The 20,275-nt window shown below is 37.4% G+C and carries 17 protein-coding genes; 15 read left to right on the top strand and 2 right to left on the bottom strand.

The genetic code is table 11. The annotated features are described in order from the left end of the window. The first annotated feature begins 59 nt into the window (after positions 1-59). The 5 genes from APF76_06025 to APF76_06005 all read left to right on the top strand — a co-directional run bounded on the left by APF76_06025 (position 60) and on the right by APF76_06005 (position 6,938). Positions 60-1,397: a hypothetical protein gene (locus APF76_06025; GenBank protein KUO50020.1), complete on the top strand. Its 1,338-nt coding sequence runs from the start codon at positions 60-62 to the stop codon at positions 1,395-1,397. Positions 1,398-1,837: 440 nt separating this feature from the next. After that, positions 1,838-2,329, top strand: coding sequence for an NADH dehydrogenase (locus tag APF76_06020; GenBank protein KUO50019.1), 492 nt, complete (start codon positions 1,838-1,840; stop codon positions 2,327-2,329). Positions 2,330-2,343: 14 nt separating this feature from the next. Continuing rightward, on the top strand, positions 2,344-4,191 hold the full coding sequence (locus APF76_06015; GenBank protein ID KUO50018.1) for an NADH dehydrogenase: 1,848 nt from the start codon (positions 2,344-2,346) through the stop codon (positions 4,189-4,191). Between the two features lie 56 nt (positions 4,192-4,247). Beyond that, positions 4,248-5,306, top strand: coding sequence for an NADH dehydrogenase (locus tag APF76_06010; protein KUO50017.1), 1,059 nt, complete (start codon positions 4,248-4,250; stop codon positions 5,304-5,306). 48 nt (positions 5,307-5,354) lie between these two features. Next, positions 5,355-6,938: a formate dehydrogenase gene (locus APF76_06005; protein KUO50016.1), complete on the top strand. Its 1,584-nt coding sequence runs from the start codon at positions 5,355-5,357 to the stop codon at positions 6,936-6,938. A 164-nt stretch (positions 6,939-7,102) separates the two neighbouring features. Here APF76_06005 and APF76_06000 read toward each other — a convergent pair whose 3' ends face one another. After that, positions 7,103-7,921 (bottom strand): hypothetical protein, encoded by an 819-nt coding sequence (locus tag APF76_06000; protein ID KUO50015.1) that lies wholly within the window; start codon positions 7,919-7,921, stop codon positions 7,103-7,105. A 391-nt stretch (positions 7,922-8,312) separates the two neighbouring features. On the opposite strand from APF76_06000, the gene APF76_05995 reads away from it, so the two are divergent. From APF76_05995 to APF76_05965, 7 genes are all read left to right on the top strand, one after another. Beyond that, the gene (locus APF76_05995) at positions 8,313-8,492 is read left to right on the top strand and encodes a hypothetical protein (protein KUO50014.1); all 180 of its coding nucleotides are present in this window, start codon (positions 8,313-8,315) and stop codon (positions 8,490-8,492) included. Continuing rightward, a complete protein-coding gene (locus APF76_05990) occupies positions 8,471-9,709 on the top strand; it encodes a hypothetical protein (protein ID KUO50013.1) in 1,239 nt (412 codons plus the stop codon). Before APF76_05995 ends, APF76_05990 begins: the two co-directional genes overlap by 22 nt. A gap of 5 nt (positions 9,710-9,714) precedes the next feature. Then, positions 9,715-11,682, top strand: coding sequence for a LysR family transcriptional regulator (locus tag APF76_05985; protein ID KUO50152.1), 1,968 nt, complete (start codon positions 9,715-9,717; stop codon positions 11,680-11,682). Further along, positions 11,655-12,629, top strand: a complete 975-nt coding sequence (locus tag APF76_05980; GenBank protein ID KUO50012.1) for a cyclic pyranopterin phosphate synthase MoaA — start codon at positions 11,655-11,657, stop codon at positions 12,627-12,629. Before APF76_05985 ends, APF76_05980 begins: the two co-directional genes overlap by 28 nt. A 1-nt stretch (position 12,630) precedes the next feature. Further along, positions 12,631-13,116: a cyclic pyranopterin monophosphate synthase accessory protein gene (gene moaC / locus APF76_05975; GenBank protein ID KUO50011.1), complete on the top strand. Its 486-nt coding sequence runs from the start codon at positions 12,631-12,633 to the stop codon at positions 13,114-13,116. Beyond that, a complete protein-coding gene (locus APF76_05970; GenBank protein ID KUO50010.1) occupies positions 13,117-14,034 on the top strand; it encodes a molybdenum cofactor biosynthesis protein in 918 nt (305 codons plus the stop codon). Between the two features lie 476 nt (positions 14,035-14,510). Further along, positions 14,511-14,741, top strand: a complete 231-nt coding sequence (locus APF76_05965; protein KUO50009.1) for a hypothetical protein — start codon at positions 14,511-14,513, stop codon at positions 14,739-14,741. A 215-nt stretch (positions 14,742-14,956) separates the two neighbouring features. Here APF76_05965 and APF76_05960 read toward each other — a convergent pair whose 3' ends face one another. Continuing rightward, positions 14,957-15,730 carry a hypothetical protein gene (locus APF76_05960; GenBank protein ID KUO50008.1) on the bottom strand — a complete coding sequence of 258 codons (774 nt, stop codon included), beginning with the start codon at positions 15,728-15,730 and terminating at the stop codon, positions 14,957-14,959. A 641-nt stretch (positions 15,731-16,371) separates the two neighbouring features. On the opposite strand from APF76_05960, the gene APF76_05955 reads away from it, so the two are divergent. From APF76_05955 to APF76_05945, 3 genes are all read left to right on the top strand, one after another. Beyond that, on the top strand, positions 16,372-17,451 hold the full coding sequence (locus APF76_05955; protein KUO50007.1) for a hypothetical protein: 1,080 nt from the start codon (positions 16,372-16,374) through the stop codon (positions 17,449-17,451). A gap of 78 nt (positions 17,452-17,529) precedes the next feature. After that, positions 17,530-19,731 (top strand): dehydrogenase, encoded by a 2,202-nt coding sequence (locus tag APF76_05950; protein ID KUO50006.1) that lies wholly within the window; start codon positions 17,530-17,532, stop codon positions 19,729-19,731. Next, on the top strand, positions 19,732-20,274 hold the full coding sequence (locus APF76_05945) for a 4Fe-4S ferredoxin (GenBank protein ID KUO50005.1): 543 nt from the start codon (positions 19,732-19,734) through the stop codon (positions 20,272-20,274). It abuts the gene before it with no gap. Position 20,275: the final 1 nt, after the last annotated feature.

Here is a 20,275-nt window from a genome sequence, read left to right as displayed (position 1 = left end):
ATACTGTGGATAAAGAGTATCCCGTAGTATATATTGTGGAAAGAAGGTTGACATAAAAAGTGGAAATGGGTTATCAAAAACAATTACTATTACAAAATGCACAATCATTTAATATATTACCAGTAACCTCGATATGCAATACTTCCTGTATTTTTTGTTCTCATAAACAAAATCCAACTAGTGTACAGACATATAGATTTGGTAATCTTTCAATAGAAGATATAGAGTTAATACTACCCTTTTTAGATGACAATAGGAAGATATTTATAGGTGAGTCTGCCACCAGGCTTATAGAAGGTGAGCCTTTTTGTAATCCTGATTTCAAGGAGATATTATGCAAATTAAGAAAGATGTATCCAGATACTTCATTATCAATTACTACTAATGGTAGTTTGCTTGACCAGGAGTGGTTCAAGTTTTTAGCAGATATTAAACCATTGGAAATTAATTATTCTATAAACTGTATAAATGCAAATCTTAGAAAAACTATTATGGGTATGGATAAATCTAATAATCCAAAATATGTCCTGGAAAACCTTGGAAAGCATTCTATTAAATACCATGGAAGCTTGGTAGCCATGAACTGGTTAACTGGATGGGAAGATATGGAGGAAACAGTATCTTTAGCGGAAAAGAATGCTGGTTCAACAATGCGTATTTTTTTGCCTGGCTATACCAAGCTGGCATCAGAGAAGATTAGGTTTCAAGAGGGTTATTTACAAGAGTTAAAATATAATGTTCAAAGGCTTAGATCAATATATACCATTCCAATAACATTAGAACCTCCTCTATTAACTACACTAAATCCACAAGTAGTGGGGGTTATCAAAAATTCCCCAGCTGATATTTATGGTGTTTCCAAAGAGGACATCATAAAAGAAGTGGATGGTATTAATCTTTTAACAAGGGTTGATGCTTTTAATCTTATAAAAAAGAAGAAAAACCCTAAATTAAAGATTGAGAGAAATGGTTCAGAAGTTTACGTAGAAATGAAAAAAGAGCAAGGGGAAATGTCTGGTCTTGTGATGGATTATGATGTAGAAAGTTCTTTAAAAAAGGATATTAAAAGAGTATCCAATAAATATAGAATGGGTAGAACATGGATTTTAGCATCTAAGTTAGGAGCTCCAATTCTAAATGAGCTTATAAAAGGTATCGATGCAAATATAGAAATAGTTCAAACAGAGAGTGTTTTTTTTGGTGGTTCAATTATGTCGGCTGGGTTACTAACAGTTCAAGATTTTTTGACAACCTTTGAGAGAACCAAAAATGAAGTGACAAGCTATGATGTCTTAGTAGTGCCCAGCATAGCTTTTGACCATCTAGGTAGAGACTTAGTAGGCAAATTCTATGGTGAGATCGAAGCAGAAACAGGTGTAAAGACAATAACCCTTTGAATAGACTCTTAAAACCTTAAGAGCCTATTTTTTTTGCACTATCAAAAAGATTTCATTGTCCTTTCCATGGTTTCCATGTACTTTAAGGAGCAATTGCTTTATTCTTTTAATATCGTAGGTTATTTGTAACCTTTAGTGTATTTTAGTGGTATTTTAACTAAAGGAATTTATAAACCATTGTCGAATACCATATTTTATAGGTTTTTTTCTGGAAACCATGGATTTATTATTCTAAAATTAATATGAAAATTGAATTTATCCGATGACTATCACCGCTAAGACTCCCATCTTCTATAAGTGGGAGATAAGCGGTGCTATGTCCCTGGATATCGGTTTCTAACCTTCAGATGGAGTAAAAACTCCACCTGAAGTCAAGAATCCTGTTTATAGTAATTTATCCAGAGTTTAATTTTAGTTTAGTGATGGAAGGAGGTAAAAATATGTGTCAATGCTGCTGTTCAACTGAAAAAGTTGTAGATCCCAAGATGGTACAATTAGAAGAGGTGCTGCAAAAGTACAGCGGTAAAAAGGGAGCTTTAATACCAGTAATGCAGGAAGCCCAAGAAATCTATGGCTATCTTCCCGAAGAGGCCATGGTACAAATTGGAAAAGGGCTTAAAATTCCTGCAAGCAAGATATTTGGTGTAGCTACTTTTTATGCTCAGTTTCACCTAAAGCCAAGGGGCAAAAACATCATTAGAGTTTGCCTTGGAACTGCCTGTCACGTAAAAGGTGGAGCGAAGATAATGGAAAAGGTAGAGGAGACTTTAAAAATTGGTGATGGTGAAACAACAGAGGATTTACTATTTACGTTAGAGTCAGTTGCCTGTATCGGAGCATGTGGTTTGGCTCCAGTAATAATGATTAACGATGATACTCATGCCAGGTTAACTCCTGATTTAGTATCAAAAGTTTTAAAGCAATACAAGTAAGGAGGTGCAAATAGATGATAAGTTTGAATGAAAAAAGAATAGAACTTAAAAAGGAACAAGGCATTGTAAATAAACCTAAAGTGATTGTAGGAATGGGTACTTGTGGAATTGCTGCTGGTGCTAACAAGGTTTATGATGTTTTTAAGAAAGAAATTACGAAAAAAGGTTTAGATGTGGATTTAACTTATACAAGCTGCCTAGGTGTTTGCTACTGTGAAGTAAATGTAGAAATACAATTACCAGATGGATCAAAGGTAATTTATGGCGATATTACTGAGGAACTTGTCCCTAGTCTAGTTGAAGAGCACTTAGAAAAGGGTCAGGTTGTTAAAGAAAAAGCTGTAGCTCAAACTGGAAGTAAAGTAGTTGAAGGCGTTCCCGAAATAAACACATTAGACTTTTACTCCAAACAAAAAAGAGGAGTCTTGAAAAACTGTGGGCAAATGAATCCTGACAGCATTGATGAGTATATAGCAAATGATGGTTACATTGGTTTGGAAAGTGTATTGTCAGGAATGAGCCAAGAAACAGCTATAGAAGAAGTAAAAACTAGTGGTCTTCGTGGCAGAGGTGGCGGAGGCTTCCCAACTGGCTTAAAATGGCAGTTCACCTTTAAAGCAGAAGGCGATAAAAAATATGTTGTTTGTAATGCTGATGAGGGTGACCCAGGAGCATTCATGGATAGAAGTGTCCTAGAAGGAGATCCTCATGCTCTTATTGAGGGGATGCTTATATGTGGTTATGCAGTAGGTGCTTCAGAAGGATATGTTTATGTTAGAGCGGAATACCCACTAGCAATTAAAAGACTGACAAACGCTATTAAAAAAGCCGAGGAATATAATCTCCTAGGTAAAAATATTATGGGTACCGATTTCAATTTTGAATTGCATATTAAAGCTGGAGCAGGAGCATTTGTGTGTGGAGAAGAAACTGCGTTATTAGCGTCAATTGAAGGGGAAAGGGGTATGCCCAGAGTAAGGCCTCCATTCCCAGCAGTAAAGGGCTTGTGGGGTAAACCAACGAATATCAACAATGTTGAATCTTATGCAAATGTGCCACAGATATTTAGAATTGGTGGTAGTGAATATGCTAAGGTAGGTACTGAAAAAAGTAAAGGTACAAAGGTATTTGCCATCACAGGTAAGGTTAATAGAACTGGCCTGGCTGAAGTTCCAATGGGAATTAAGTTAAGAGATATCATCTTTGGTATAGCAGGTGGTATCCAGGACGACAAAGAATTCAAAGCAGTACAAATTGGTGGACCCTCGGGTGGATGTATTCCTACAAAACTCTTAGATTTACCCGTAGATTATGATTCACTAGTTGAAGTGGGTGCCATGATGGGCTCAGGTGGTCTGGTTGTCATGGATGAAAATACATGTATGGTTGACTTGGCAAGATTCTTCTTGAACTTTACTCAAAAGGAATCATGTGGGAAATGTACCCCCTGTAGGGAAGGTACCAAGAGGATGCTTGAAATATTAATCAAGATTACCGAAGGTCAAGGCAAGCCTGAAGATATTGAAACATTAAAAAGACTTGGCAAAAATATTAAAAGCACAGCATTATGTGGATTAGGTCAAACAGCACCGAATCCAGTACTGTCAACATTAAGATATTTTGAAGATGAATACTGGGCACATATCAATGACAAAAAGTGTCCTGCAGGAGTATGTAAAAAACTTATAACTTACGGAATCAATGAAGAGCTTTGTAATGGATGTACCCTATGTGCAAGAAATTGCCCTGTTGATGCAATTACAGGTGAAAAGAAAGAAACTCATTACATCGATCCTGACAAATGTACAAGATGTGGTGTTTGTATCACCAAGTGTAAAAAAGGTGCTATTTATTTAGCTTAGACTCGCAGTTAGAGTATATAGGGGAGAAATAGAGTAAAAAAAGGAGGGTATCTAAAATGGGTAATGTATCCTTAACCATTGATGGGAAACAGGTACAGGTACCTTCAGGAATTACAGTTCTTGAGGCAGCTCGCCTTATAGGAATAAATATTCCCAGCTTATGTTATGATAGGGAATTGACAAAGCCTGGAGCTTGTCGTATATGTGTAGTTTCTGTAGAAGGTGCAAGGAATCTACCTGCATCCTGTGTTACTGAAGTAAGAGAAGGTATGGTTGTTAATACCAGTACACCAGAAGTTATTGAAGCAAGAAAAACTATTCTTGAACTTCTACTTGCAAATCATCCACTAGATTGTATGACCTGTGAAAAGACTGGCGATTGCCATCTGCAGGATTATGCTTATGAGTATGGAGTTAGAGAAATACCATATCAGGGAGAAGTAACCTGTCACGAACTTGATGATTCAAATCCATTTATTTATAGAGATAACAATAAGTGTATTCTTTGTGGAAAATGTGTTAGAGTCTGCGATGAAGTTGTTGGAAGAAACATTTACGGATGGGCCAATAGAGGTTTTCAAACTAGTGTAGTACCGACATTGGGGAAGGATCTTGAGAAGACTGATTGTGTATTTTGTGGTAGCTGTGTATCAGTTTGTCCTGTTGGTGCATTAACTGAAAAGGATATGATGGGCAAAGGAAGAAAATGGGAAATGGAAAAAGTTAGAACTACCTGCCCATACTGCGGTACAGGATGTACAATTGACCTTAATGTTAAAGATGGGAAAATTGTAGGAGTTACTTCAACAGAAGACGGTGCGGTAAATGGCAGAGCGTTATGTGTAAAAGGACGCTTTGGTTATAACTTTATCCAGCACCCTGATAGATTAAAGACCCCTCTAATTAAAGAAAATGGTGAGTTTAGAGAGGCAAGCTGGGAAGAAGCGTTAAAGTATACTGCTGATAAACTTTTAAAGAATAAAAAAGACCATGGTAGTAATAGCTTTGCGGCCCTTACCTCGGCCAGAGTTACCAATGAAGACAATTATGTTTTTAATAAATTTACACGTGTAGTGATGGGAACTAATAATATTGATCACTGCGCACGTCTCTGACACTCCGCTACTGTCGCTGGTCTAGCGACTGCATTTGGTAGTGGAGCAATGACAAACTCAATTGAGGAAATAGCTGATGCAGACTTCATTTTGGCTATTGGAACAAACACAACCGAGACTCACCCAATTATTAGTCTCAAAGTTAGAAAGGCTATTGATAATGGAGCTAACCTGGTGGTTGCTGACCCAAGAAGGACAGAAATGGCTGAGCTGGCAAACACCTATCTATCACTTACTTCAGGTAGTGATTTGGCATTATTAAATGCAATGGCCAATGTAATTATCAAAGAAGATTTATACAATAAATCCTTTGTAGAAGAAAGAACAGAAGGTTTTGAAGAACTTAAAGCTGGAATAGAAAAATACACAGCTGAGTTTGCTGAAAGCATTTCAGGTATACCAGCAGATGTAATAAGACAAGTAGCTAGAGACTATGCTACTGCCGAAAAATCAACAATTCTTTATACAATGGGTATTACTCAGCATATTACAGGTACAGATAATGTGTTAGCTATTGCTAACCTGGCCCTTTTAACAGGTCAAATTGGCAGAAGGTCTACAGGTGTTAATCCTCTTCGTGGCCAAAACAATGTTCAGGGTGCTTGCGATATGGGTGGTTTGCCAAATGTATACCCAGCATATCAGAAAGTAGATGATCCAGAAGTAAAAGCGAAATTTGAAAAGGCTTGGGGTACTGAGTTAGACTCAAAGGCTGGTTTAACCCTAGGAGAGATCCTAAAAGCTGCTGGACAGGGAACAGTTAAATCACTTTATATTATTGGAGAAAACCCTGTAATTAGTGATCCTGACACTAAACATGTTGTTGAAGCCATTGAAAACGTAGACTTCTTAGTAGTGCAGGATATTTTCCTGACAGATACTGCTAAGTATGCTGATGTGGTATTGCCTGCTACTTCCTTCGCTGAAAAAGAAGGTACCTTTACAAATACTGAAAGACGAGTACAAAAGGTTAATAAAGCTATTGATCCTGTTGGAGATAGCAAGGAAGATTGGGAGATAGTTCAGTTAGTTGCTCAGGCAATGGGTTATCCTATGAATTACTCTTCTCCATCTGAGATAATGGATGAAATAGCAACAGTAGCTCCTTCTTATGGAGGAATTAACTATCAGAGACTAGCCATAGAAAAAGATGGTTTACAATGGCCATGTCCAACTACAAATCATCCTGGTACTCCTATCCTGCATACTGAAAAGTTTACAAGGGGCAAAGGAAAACTATCTTTTGTTGAATATCAGCCACCTGCTGAGCAGACTGATGAAGAGTATCCTCTTGTATTAACTACAGGTAGAAAACTGTGGCACTACCATACAGGGACCATGACAAGGCGTTCCAAAGGGTTGGATTGGAAACTACCAGAGGAAAGAATAGAAGTTAACCCTGCTGAAGCGCAAAAATACTGTTTGCAGAGTGGTGACAAGGTGAAGTTAATGTCACGTAGAGGTAGCATAGAATCAACAGTAGAAGTAACGGATAGGGTACAGCCTGGTTTAGTTTTTGGTTCCTTTCATTTCAAGGAGGCAGCAATAAATAAACTAACAAACCCGGCATACGATCCCAAGGCACAAATACCTGAATTTAAAGTATGTGCCGTAAAATTAGAAAAAGTATAATGAAGGGGGACACACCTGCTGAAGTCGAAGCTATTTCCTAAGGCAGGAATGTCCCCAACTTATGAAAGGGGACACACCTCAATATAGGTATTTCTATATAGCCGAGGAATGTCCCCAATCTAAAGAATAAGGGGCCTTACCAAAATATTTGGTAAGGCCCTATCTTAAACCAACAGCTCTTTGAGAGCTGTTAGGTTCTCATAGACTGCTTTTTTTCCTAACTCTACCAATTCTGTGGTTTTATTAATCTCCCAGAAGTTGACTTTACCTGTTTTAGGCTCTATTATTATATTAGCGTAAGAAGTAAGTATAGATTCACTTAGTCTTTTACCCATAATGCTGATGGTCTGCATTATCATTTGAGGCGCACTATTTATATTGGGTGATAATCCAAAACCTAAATTTATTCCAACTATATTTTTGGTGCCTAAGTACTTTAATATATCAACAGGTACATGGCTTATCAAAGAACCATCTACCAGGGTATCGTTCCCTATTTTTTTGGGAAGGAAGATAGCAGGTATTGAAATACTTGCCCTGACTGCTTCCCACGGTTTGGCCTTATCAGAAAAAGTATAGTCGTGGGCGCTAGCCTTAGCTAAGTCTTTACTGGTAAAGACTACTCCTTTACCTGTTTCAACATTGGTGGTTACGATAGCCAATTTTGGGGATAGCTGATCAAAGCCTTTACCTTTTGTCAAGGCTCTTAGAGCTAATTCTATGTAATCACCTTTTATTAAACCGGCAGGAAGTTTAAGTGCTTGTGTAGAATATTTAGGCACAAGAGTACTTTCATATTGTGAAACCAATGACACCATTTTTGTTGGTGAGATTCCTGAACAGTATAATAGTCCAACTATAGAACCGGCACTACTACCGGCTATAATATCTGGATTTAAATTGTTTTCCATAAGTCCTTGGAGGATACCTATGTGCACAGCTCCACGAATTCCTCCACCACTAAGAGCAAGACCAAAGTTCAATGTAATCACTCTCCTTATCTAATGTATGAATTAATGTATAAGGATGTGACAAAAGAATAGATTTTCTCCGAGTCAATTAAGTCTAAGGCATAAAGCTATGGCTTATGACCTGTAGGTATTGAGGGAAACCTTAATGTCTCCCGTGTTTGGAAAGGAGGACTGTTGTATACTATAAGGCACCTTTCCCGGATTGGTGTCTTTTATTTGTACTATCAGAAAGAAGTATAAGTTCAAACAAGGTAGATAGTATTCACAAAAACTAAGGTTTCCGCCTGCGTCTAAGGACTTGGCGCACTATAGTACTGGTATTTCTACGAATTGCAAAAGGCACAATGCTAGAACTACTGGCGCAAGCCAAGTTTTGTTTTATATAAAAATGGAGGGATATAAAATGGAAGGAAAATGGGACAAGATAGCTGAAGAAATGAAAAAGATCTCAAAGGATGGAAAAATCACATGTGCACAGGCAAGAAAGCTCGCTGAAGATTTAAAAGTTCCCTATAGGGATGTGGGAGAAACAGCTGATAAGCTCAAAATAAAGCTCCATAAATGTCAATTGGGGTGTTTTTAATGCTTGATGTTTTAACTGTGGACGAAGCAATTAATATTATAAAAGAAAACTTTAAACCTGCCTTAGAGGTAGAAAGGGTGGACTTATTTAATGCTTTGGGTAGGTCTCTTGCAGAGGATATTTGCTCAGAGGAACCAATTCCTGGCTTCACCAGGTCTACCATGGACGGGTTTGCAGTAAACTCGTCTGATACATTTGGAGCATCACCTTCGCAGCCGGGTTATTTACAGGTGGTGGGTGATATTAAAATGGGAGAGGTTTCTGATGCTCAGCTAAACTCTGAGGAGGCATTTCAAATTGCCACAGGGGGAGCATTACCTGAAGGAAGTAACGCTGTTGTAATGCTAGAGGAAACAGAATGGTTAGATGATAATACAATTGGTGTACACAAACCAGTAGCTCCTGGAGAAAATGTTATATTTAAAGGAGAAGATGTAAAGGCAGATCAAAAAGTGTGCTGCAAACTAAGTATTATTAGACCTCAGGATTTAGGCATTCTTGCAGGAATAGGTGTAACAGAGGTTTCTGTCTTTAAGAGAATGAGGGTTGGCATCCTGAGCACAGGTAATGAAGTGGTAGAACCCCAAGTAAAAGAACTAAAACCAGGAAAGATTAGAGATGTGAATTCCTATACAATATATGGACTTGTAAAAGATATGAATGCCGAAGCTAATTTTTATGGGATCGTACCTGATCAGTTTGAGATGCTTAAGCAAATAGTAGAAAAGGCACTAAATGAAAATGATATAGTTGTACTTTCTGGAGGCAGCTCTGTAGGCACAAAGGACTTAACAGCTAAGGTTTTAGAGGAATTGCAAGGTTTCAAGCAATTGTTTCATGGGATATCAATAAAACCAGGCAAACCAACTTTAGCTGCTACAAAGGGAGATAAATTAATTATAGGTCTTCCAGGACATCCTGTTTCAGCTATGGTCGTTTTTGATGTAATTGTTGGCCCGCTTATAGCTGACAAATCTAAAGGACCTAAATGTATGGCAGTAATGGGTTCTAATGTGGCATCTTCACCGGGAAGGCAGGATTATGTAAGAGTAAAATTGATAGATGAGGATGGGCATCTAAAAGCAGTACCTATCCTAGGAAAATCTGGACTTATATCTACCATGGTAGAAAGTGAAGGCTTTGTGGTGATACCATTAGATAAAGAAGGAGTAGCAGAAGGGGAAAAGGTTGAAGTAAATCTATATGAGGGTAGGTGAGGCAGTTGGGTAGAAAGATTTATTTAGAGAATAAATCTAGGGTTGAGGCCCTTGAAAATCTAGTTGGGGTTTTAGAAGAAGCAGAATTTTTTAACTCAGAGTATGAAGAAATTTCAGTAGATGATAGCCTTGGTAGGATTACATCGGAACCAATCTATGCTAAGGTTTCAACTCCCCATTATAGAGCATCTGCCATGGATGGGATTGCTGTTTTCTCAACAAAAACATTTGGCGCAGCCGAAACAAATCCTATTATTCTAGACCTGGAAAAGGATGCCCAAGTGGTAGATACAGGAGACCCTATCCCAGATAGATTTGATTCGGTGATCATGATTGAACATGTAAATTTTGCAGATGATAACAGATTGCAGATAATTGCCCCATCTTTTCCATGGCAGCATGTTAGAGCAATTGGTGAAGATATGGTTAAACAAGAAATGCTTTTGCCATCTAATCACCAAATTAGACCATATGATATTGGAGCAATGGTAGCTGCAAATATAGATAGTGTCAATGTAAAGGCTAAACCAAGGGTAGCAATTATTCCTACAGGGGACGAGTTGGTGAAACCAGGAACTGAACTTAAGCCAGGTGACATTGTAGAATTTAACAGTAGAGTTATGTCTGGACTTACTATAGAGTGGCATGGAAAACCAGTAGTTTTCCCTATTGTTCCTGATGAATATGAGAAGATTAAAGAGACAGTTTTACAGGCTGTAGAAAACAGTCATATAATAATTATCAATGCTGGGTCGTCTGCCGGAAGAGATGACTATACTTCATCGGTCATTGAAGAATTGGGAAAGGTATATACCCATGGTGTTGCAATAAAGCCTGGGAAACCAGTAGTACTAGGAGTAGTATCTGGCAAGCCTGTAATAGGCATTCCAGGTTATCCCGTTTCTTCCGCCCTTACCTTTGAATTGTTTGTGAAACCATTAATCTATAAAAAGCTAGGTGTAGAAATGGTAGAAAGAGAAAAGGTGAGTGTTAAAGTAGCTAAACCACTCTATTCAACCCTTGGTATGGAGGAAATGGTTAGAGTGAAAATAGGAAGGGTTGGAGAAAACCTAGTAGCAACTCCCCTTGAGAGAGGGGCAGGTGTGATGATGTCTCTTGTTAGAGCAGATGGTATTATCAAGGTACCACGTTTGTCTGAAGGAATTGAGGTAGATCTACCTGTTGAAGCGGAACTGTTTAGAACGTTACGGGAGATAGAAAAATCGATTTTGATGTGTGGAAGTCATGACTTAACATTAGATGTAATCAATGACCTGTTTCACAGAATATATCCAGGATTTTCTCTGGCATCAAGCCATGTTGGAAGTTTAGGTGGTATTACTGCTTTAAAACGTAAAGAAGCACATGCAGCTGGAATGCATTTGTTAGACACAGAAACTGGAGAATATAATGTATCTTACTTGCAAAAGTATTTACCAAATGAAGAGCTTTTGTTATTAAACCTGGTTTATCGTCAGCAGGGTTTGATGGTAGCTAAGGGAAATCCATTGGGAATTAAAGGTATAGAAACTTTAATAGATCCTGAAATAAAGTTTATAAATCGCCAAAAGGGTGCAGGAACCAGAATATTACTAGACTATTTACTTGAAAAGGAAGGAATTAAGGGGAGTCAAATTTCTGGTTATAAAAAGGAAGAGTATAACCACCTTGCAGTTGCCGCAGCTATTGTAGCAAATACAGCTAATGTGGGAATGGGAATAATGGCAGCTGCAGAAGCTCTAGACTTAGACTTCATACCGATAACCGAAGAAAGATATGATATTTGTATTCCAAAAGCATTTATAGCTGATGAGAGAATACAAAAATTATTGCATATTGTTTGTAGCGAAGATTTTAGAAAAGAAGTGGAAAACTTTGGTGGATACGGAACAAAGCAAACAGGACAAATTGTTTGGTCCAATTTTCTAATAAAGGAGGGGAGACTATGCGAGATCAATTTGCAAGAAATATAGATTATCTACGATTAAGTATTACTGATAGGTGTAACTTGCGTTGCCTTTACTGCATGCCTGAAGAAGGAGTTAGTTTAAAAAAGCATGAGGAAATACTAACCTTAGAAGAGCTACATTCTATTGCTGAGGTAGCAGTATCAATAGGTATCAGAAAAATTAGATTAACAGGCGGGGAACCGTTAGTTAGAAAAGGTCTTATAGAACTAATTTCAATGATAAAAGGTATTCCAGGGATTGAAGAGCTTAGCTTGACTACAAATGGAACTAGGCTAAAGTCACGTGCATCAGCTTTAAAGAATGCTGGTTTAGATAGGATTAATATTTCTCTTGATACCCTAGATGCTGAAAAGTACAAGTATATTACAAGGGGTGGAGATCTGAAGCAGGTTATGGCCGGCATTGAGAGTTCGTTAGAGGCAGGCCTAAATCCAGTTAAAATAAACTGTGTTTTAGTAGATGGTTTCAATAACGAAGAGATACACAAATTTGTTCTGATGGCAGAAAATAAATCTCTTCATATTAGATTTATTGAATTAATGCCTATTGGAGAAGGCCAAAAGAAGCAGGATGGTTATCTACCCCTCGAACCTGTAAAGAACTGGCTTGTGGAAACCTATGGGTTGCTTCCTTCCTCAAAGGTGACAACTAACGGACCTGCAGAACAATATGTATTACCAGGAGGTAAAGGGACCATTGGTTTTATTGGTGCAGTAAGTAATCATTTTTGTAGTAAATGTAATAGATTAAGAGTTACTGCTGATGGTAAAATTAAACCCTGCTTGGCTAGTGATTATGAAGTAGATATGATAAGTGTTTTAAGGAGCGGCAGTTCCAAAGATGCGGTAAAAGAAGTATTCTTGCAGGCAATTAAAGCAAAGCCTGAAGGTCATAATATGAAGTTGTGGGAAGAAGGCCATAACAGGCTTATGTCCCAGATTGGAGGTTAAGATGGAGGGATTAACCCATTTTGACAGCACTGGAAATGCTATTATGGTAGATGTATCAGAAAAGAAAACAACTGCTAGGGTTGCAATCGCTGAAGGTCGGATATCCATGACACAGGAAACTCTGGAACTGATTGAGGCTGGAAAAATGGGCAAAGGGGATGTTTTAGGGGTGGCAAGAGTTGCCGGCATTATGGCCGCAAAGAGAACCTCAGAACTTATTCCAATGTGTCATCCTCTTATGCTTACAAAATGTAATGTAGAATTTGAGATGGAAAAGAAAACTAATTCTATTAGAATTATAACTACAGTAAAGGTAATGGGTCAGACAGGTGTTGAGATGGAAGCACTTACAGCTGTATCAGCAGCGGCCTTGACAATATATGATATGTGTAAGGCAGTTGATAAGGCTATGATAATAAGCGATATATGTTTGCTTGAGAAAACTGGAGGTAAAAGCGGAACATATAGAAAGGTAGAGGTGAAGTAAATGGCAAAGGTGCTAGCAGTCTGTGTTTCGAAGAATAAAGGAGAACGTAAAAAGAACGTAGGTCGGGGAAATCTTATTCTGAATAGGGGATTAGAAAGTGATGCACATGCAGGGGATTGGCATAGGCAAGTGAGCCTTCTGGCCATGGAAAGCATAGAAAAAATGCAGAAGATGGGCCTTGATGTTGGTCCGGGAGATTTTGCTGAGAATTTTACAACCCAAGGAATAGATCTTGTAAATCTACCTATTGGTACGCGTTTTAAAATAGGCAAAGAGGCATTGCTTAGAGTTACCCAAATAGGAAAAGAATGTCATACAAGGTGTGCAATATACTATCAAGCAGGGGATTGTGTAATGCCTAAAGAAGGAATTTTTGGTGAAGTCTTAAGAGGTGGGCAGGTAAATGTGGAAGATGAAATAGTAGTGGTGCCAGGATACAAACTTGGCATAATTACAGCAAGTGACAAGGGTTCAAGGGGTGAAAGAGAAGATATAAGTGGAAAAGTGATTAAAGATAAATTAAAACCCCTTGCGGATGTGGTTGATTACAGAGTTGTTCCTGATGAGAAAGAAGAATTAGAAAAATCAATTAAGGAAATGACAGATGAACTTAAGGTAGACCTAATTTTTACTACTGGAGGGACTGGCTTTAGTCCAAGAGATATCACGCCTGAAGTAACTATATCTCTTTGTGACAGGCTAGTTCCTGGAATACCTGAGGCAATGAGAGCAGAGAGCTATAAAATAACTCCTAAGGCCATGCTGTCAAGAGCAGCTGCAGGTATTAGAAAACAAACCCTAATAATAAACTTGCCTGGCAGTCCAAAAGCAGTATCTGAATGCCTGGATGTTGTGCTACCAGTATTAGACCACGGCTTAGAAATATTAACAGGAAAAGGCGGAGAATGTGCACGATAGACAAGAATTGGTTCTCCTGTTTTTGTGCTGAGGGAAGCATGGGGACTGTTCTTTTGCTACTTATCTTAAATTGAAAAAGCGATTTTTGTATATTAAAAGTTCTAAAGGATTATTTATGAACTGAGCCCTATTAAGGACTTTTTATGTGTCCATTAATAGGGTGTCATCTCACTTAAAACAGTAATTTTTAAAAATAATCTTTTATCTTGATAATATCTTAATAAGTATGCTTTATAATTGTATTATATAGAAAAACTTAAACCGACGAAGAATTCATTCATTATAAGTTAATGTTAAGAGCAAAATATAATACAAAGGAAAGTGGTGAGAATATACGAAGAAATAAGATAATCTAGGCAACGGTTTTAGTTGTTTCATTATTATATAACAGCGAAAAAATGTCCATCGAGAAGATAAGAAATACTGTTGAAAATTATAATTTCACATGATGAAAAATAAAGAAGGGTGGGTTTAATATGATGGGATGGGGATACGGTATGACAGGAGGTTGGTTTGGAATGATGCTAATTCCTCTGCTTTTAATTGTAGTTATTGTATATGCGGTTATTAATCTAACAGGCAATAACAATATAAGAAACGAAAGAGAATTTGACAGTGCATTGGAAATCCTTAACGAACGATTTGTTAGAGGAGAAATCAGCGAAGAAGATTATAAACAGAAAAAAACCTTATTATTGAGACGTTAAATTTAGCCCATTATGAGTCATCCATAATAAATTTGCTTTCTATGTTTGTCATCAATGGCGTATATAAAATATACGCCATTTCAGGTCGTTGAAAAACCCAGTTTTTTAAACAAATTAATGATATAATCTATTTAAACTATAAACACCTCAATCCACTATGTGTGAACTGAGGTGTTTTTTGTAACCCGATAAAGCAAGTTTTGTTATAGCCTCTACTATTTAAACTTTGGGTTGTTTAACATGTCTATATAGTTTAATACCATTTTAAGTTTATCAGGAGTCATTGTACATGTGGATCCGAGAATTGTCTGTACTTGCGGTTGAAAAAGTAAATCTCTTAATTCAGGGCTTAGAGCACCTATAATATCCTCAATTTCATCCTGTTCTAGGATTAATGAGCAGACTGACACTCCCAAGGCATCGCAAATTTTTTCTAAAGTTTTCAAAGATGGATGTACTTTTCCGGTTTCCAACTGTCCAATTAGTCCAGGGGAAAGGTCTGCCTTATCAGCCAATTCTTTTTGGCTAATATTCCTGTTTTGCCTTGCCCTTTTAAGCTTCTCTATTACCAAAGTGTTTTTACGTTTGTTGCCAATAAATAAGCTTATTGGAACATTAAAGACCGTAGCTATTTGCCTTAATGCGGTCAGGGATGGGGTTGTTTCCCCTCTTTCAAGTTCACTTAAATAGGTAATAGACAAACCAGTAAGTGTTCCAAGTTGGGCGAGACTTAATCCCTTGCTTTCCCGTAAAGCCCTTATTTTATCTCCGATATAGAGGGTGGTCTCATTAGAATGATCTATATCAAGTTGTTCATTAGAAATGTTAAAGACTTTTGCAATACGATCTCCTATCCTGTTTGGTACTTTCCTTTTTCCGTTTTCCAAGTCAATTAAATAATTGATTGGAATCTGAAGTTTTTCTGCAAATTCCTCTTGAGACATTTTATTATCCTGCCGTATTTTAATAAGATTTTCCCCTGAAATCATATTTCTCCTCCTATATTCACTCTATTACTCATAACCATTATATCACTTTGTACACATATGGCTATCTCAAAAAAATAAAAAACAAATAATTAGTATATACGAAAATATTATCTTTACCTGAATGTTTGTATGATGCAATTTTTAATCTTTAACTGTTTAATATAAAAATATTTAAATTTAATAATAACTTAGTAAGGTAGTAAATAGAGATTAATCCATTTAACATTGAATTTTATTATAACTAAAACAAGTAGCCATAAGAAAATTTTATGTAGAAAATAAATTTGAAAAATACACTTAGTAAAGGAGGAATTAAGTAACACTTGCAGAACTAATAGACTATATTATCAATATAAATGCATGCTTATAAACAAGAAAATGATGAGAATATCTGCTTAGTAGAAACAGAATATTGATTATGTAAGTAATGATGGCCTTGAATGTTAAAATAAAATAGGCAAGGAGGTGTATCTGGAAAAATACATTCACATAGGAGCAAAAAAACTTAGTTTATAAGGAAATCGTCAAGAGCGAGGATTAAAAAATATTAATTAATTTTTTTCTTTGGTGCAGGACTAAATGAAAACGATCAGGAAAATTTGAAATATACTTAGTAAAACTGAAACAAAGGAGAGGTAAAGATGGTTTCAAAACGTGTTGCCTTAATAATTATTCTCATAGCAGCATCTATTACAACTGCAGCCTGTGGAAATATGTTGCTAGCTGAGGTTGATAGCAATACTCACAGCACGGAGATACAGCAGGTTGATAGGTTTGATGAACTTGTTGCGGTTGCTGATGAATTGTTGAAAACGGGTGGGATTCCAGTTATAAGCTCTGCGGAAGTTTATGAAAAAATCAATCTGCAGCCAGATCCATCCTATTATGTTGTGGATTTAAGATCAACTATTGATTTTATGAGAGGAAGTATTCTAGGAGCAGTAAGTATTCCCTACGAGACTTCCTGGCAACAAGATCAAATTGACAAGCTTCCAATGGATAAAAGATTAATATTAATATGTGATGATGGTACAAAGTCGGCTCAAGCGGCTGTTCAGTGGAAAATGATGGGGTATCAAGTCATGATTATGGAAAATGGAATGAATGCATGGAATAAAGCAGACCCCCATGAGTGTGCAATCACAGATAATCCTATTTCAAGTGATGAAACAAGTGCATCTTCAAATAATCAAATTCCAGAGGTCATGTATGAATCTGAATTGGAATTTAATGAAGTGTTGGTGAAAATAAATGAAAAAATCTTTCAAGAAGAATTGACAGGTACAATGGACCCTATCAATTTACGAAACAGTATTGACAATAGGGAAGATAACTTTTTGGTTGTAGATCTTCGTGCAAGAGAGCATTATATGCTGGGGCATATTCCAGAAGCAATCAGTATTCCATTTGAAGAGGTAGTTGATGGTAATAACCTAGAAAAGCTGCCCATGAAAAAGGAAATTGTATTGGTTGATTATTATGGTAGTAGATCCAATCAAGTAGCAAGAATGCTCAACCAATTGGGATATAATGCAGTACCCATGGATGGCGGTATGGGTGGTTGGACTATTGAAAAAGAAATTATAGGTACTGAACCAATAGATTGTCAGTGGGGAAGTTGTTTATCTAACGATTTAAACGATAATACCATTGGTGGGTGTAGTTGGAAGAATTTGCCGACAGTTGTCACAAGAGTACAGATTTTAGACGGAGGCGGCTGAAGCTAATATACAAAACCCTAGTTTAGGGTTTAGGTTGAATAGTACCGCATAAACTGCAATACAGTAGGGGGTAGTTTAATGAGAAGTATTACACGAAGAACCTTTTTAAAAGGAGCAGCTGCAGCGGGAGCTGTAAGTACAATTCCGGTTTACATGAGCTTTGGCAAATTTAGTCAAATGGCAGAAAGTGCTCCTGTAACCAAAATTCCTACATTGTGTAATGGATGCACAAATCAGTGTGGTATGTTTGTATATACAAAAAACGGCAGGATATGGAAAGCAGAAGGCCATCCAATTCACTTGAAAAGTAGGGGAAAGATTTGTGCACGGGGACATGGAATGATTGCAGATGTTTATAATCCAGATAGAGTAACCAGACCCATGAAAAGAGTAGGAGACATGGAATTTGAGCCCATATCCTGGGATCAAGCCTTTGAGGAAATAGGTGAAAAACTTAATAAGGTTGTAGAGAATTACTCGGGGGACTCTGTTGTTTGGTTAGAGCATGGAGTAAAAGGAAAACACTATGCTGATATACTTTTGGATTATGTTGGATCACCAAACTATATTACCCATTATGCAACTTGTTTTACATCTAAAAGTAATGTCTGGGCCAATATGGTAGGTGACAGCCTGTATGGTGATCATGAAAACAGCAATTATATGCTTTTTGTAGGACGTAATTTTGCTGGGGGGATAATTCCCAATGGCATGAAAAAAGTTTTAAATGCAAGGGAAAAGGGTGCAAAGATTGTTGTGGTAGATCCACGTTATTGCGAGTTGGCCATAATAGCAGATGAATGGATTCCTATTCGTCCTGGTACTGATTTAGCTTTTTTCCTGGCACTCGCTCATGTTTTGATTACTGAAAACTTGTATAATAGGCATTTTGCAAATAGATATGTTGAAGGATTTGATGAATTCTGGAATGCAAATAGGAGCTGCACCCCTGAATGGGCAGAAAAAATTACTGATGTTCCAGCAGCAAAAATAAGAGAAATAGCTAGAGAAATGGCTGCAAATGCACCCAAGGCATTTCTAGAAACGGGATACCATGGTTTAAATGCGCATTATAAGAATAGTGTTCAGCAAGCACAAATGAATGTAATTATTAACTCCCTGCTAGGTAATATGTTTATGAAGGGAGGCCTTCTTCCAACAGCTAAGCTTGAATTAGGCGAATTAAACATTACCAAGCCACCAACCACAGAGAAAGGTCCTAGAGTGGATGGTGCAGGGGTCGAAGGCAAATACCCAACTGTGGAACCAAGCAGGGGGATACCACAGTTAGTTCCGCAGCTTGTTGAAGAAGGTAAAGTAAAAGCACTTTTTATTTATCACTATAATCCTCTTCGGACAGGTCCAGATCCTGAATACCAGAAAAAAATGAAAAATGCAGAACTGGTTGTATCAATTCCAACAGATTGGAATGAAACTTCCCTGTATGCAGCTCATTATATTTTGCCAGAAAGCTATTTTCTTGAAAGAACAGAACTACCTGTATTGACTAGCGGAAATATTACCCATGATCATCCTCAGGTAGCCTGGCGTCAAAAAGTCATAGATCCTATTAATGATACCAAACAACTCTTTGATATGATGCAGGGAATTGCAGCTAAAATTGGTGCTAGGCAGTACTTTGACTTTACAATTGAACAGCAGGTTTGGGCAATGATTAAACCCCTGGGGATCACTATTGAAGAGCTTAAGGAGTCTGGGTGTATAGAATTTCCTGCAAATGTAAAGGAAGGCTTTCCGCTTAGAAATGGAAACCCTAATTTAACTACTCCTTCGGGTAAAGTGGAGTTTTCGGTTGGTAATTATAAAGTAAATGGTTTTAGTGGAGTTCCAAGATGGGTTGCTCCAAAGGTTATGCCTGATGGAGATGATGAGTTTAGACTTATTCATGGGAAGCAGCCATATCACTCCCACCACGTTACCAGCAATAATCCATATCTCATGGCCATTACAGAAGTCTATAAAGGAACATGGGTGTGGATGAATAAAGGCAGAGCGGATAAATTGGGTATAAAGGATGATGACAACATAGTTTTGGAGTCTGCAAAAGCAAGTAAACAGGCTAAAGTAAAAGTCACAGAATTGCTGCATCCTGATTGTGTATGGGTACCTTCAGCTTATGGAGGCTTTTCCAAAAAAGCCAGGACGGCCTATGGAGTTGGAATAAACTATAATGACTTTATTCCTGCCATGGTTGAACCAATAGCTGGAAGTGTTATGGGTCAGGAAGTAGTTGTAAAAGTAAGAAAGGGGGCACTATAAATGGCCAAGTATGGAATGCTAATTGATGCCTCTCGTTGTACAGGATGCTCAGCGTGCCGTATTGCCTGTCAGATGCAGTGGCAGCTGCCACCTAATATTGCTTTTAATCGGTTAGAATTTCGCGAAAGAGGGACTTATCCTAAAGCTAAATTGGACATTATTCCTGTTCAATGCCAGCATTGTGATAATCCGCCATGTCTTAAAGTATGTCCTACAGGTGCGACCTATAAGCGAGATGATGGGATAGTACTTATTGATCATAAAAAATGTATAGGATGCAAGTATTGCATGATTGCTTGTCCATATAATGCACGAACAATAGATGAGGAAAAACATGTTCCTGAAAAGTGCAAATTCTGTGCAGACTTTGTGGTCAAAGGAGAGAAGCCTCCATGCGTTACTACTTGTATGAATGGGGTTCGAATTTTCGGAGACCTGGATGATTCAAATAGTGAAATAAGCAAACTTATATTAACAAAAGATGTACATCAACTGCTTCCTGAAAAGGGAACAAAACCGAGTATCTATTATATTTCTAAATGAA

Source organism: Desulfitibacter sp. BRH_c19 (assembly GCA_001515945.1).
Lineage (GTDB): Bacteria > Bacillota > DSM-16504 > Desulfitibacterales > Desulfitibacteraceae > Desulfitibacter.
The sequence above is the reverse complement of the archived record's forward strand: the minus strand, read 5'-3'. Positions and strand labels throughout refer to the sequence as shown.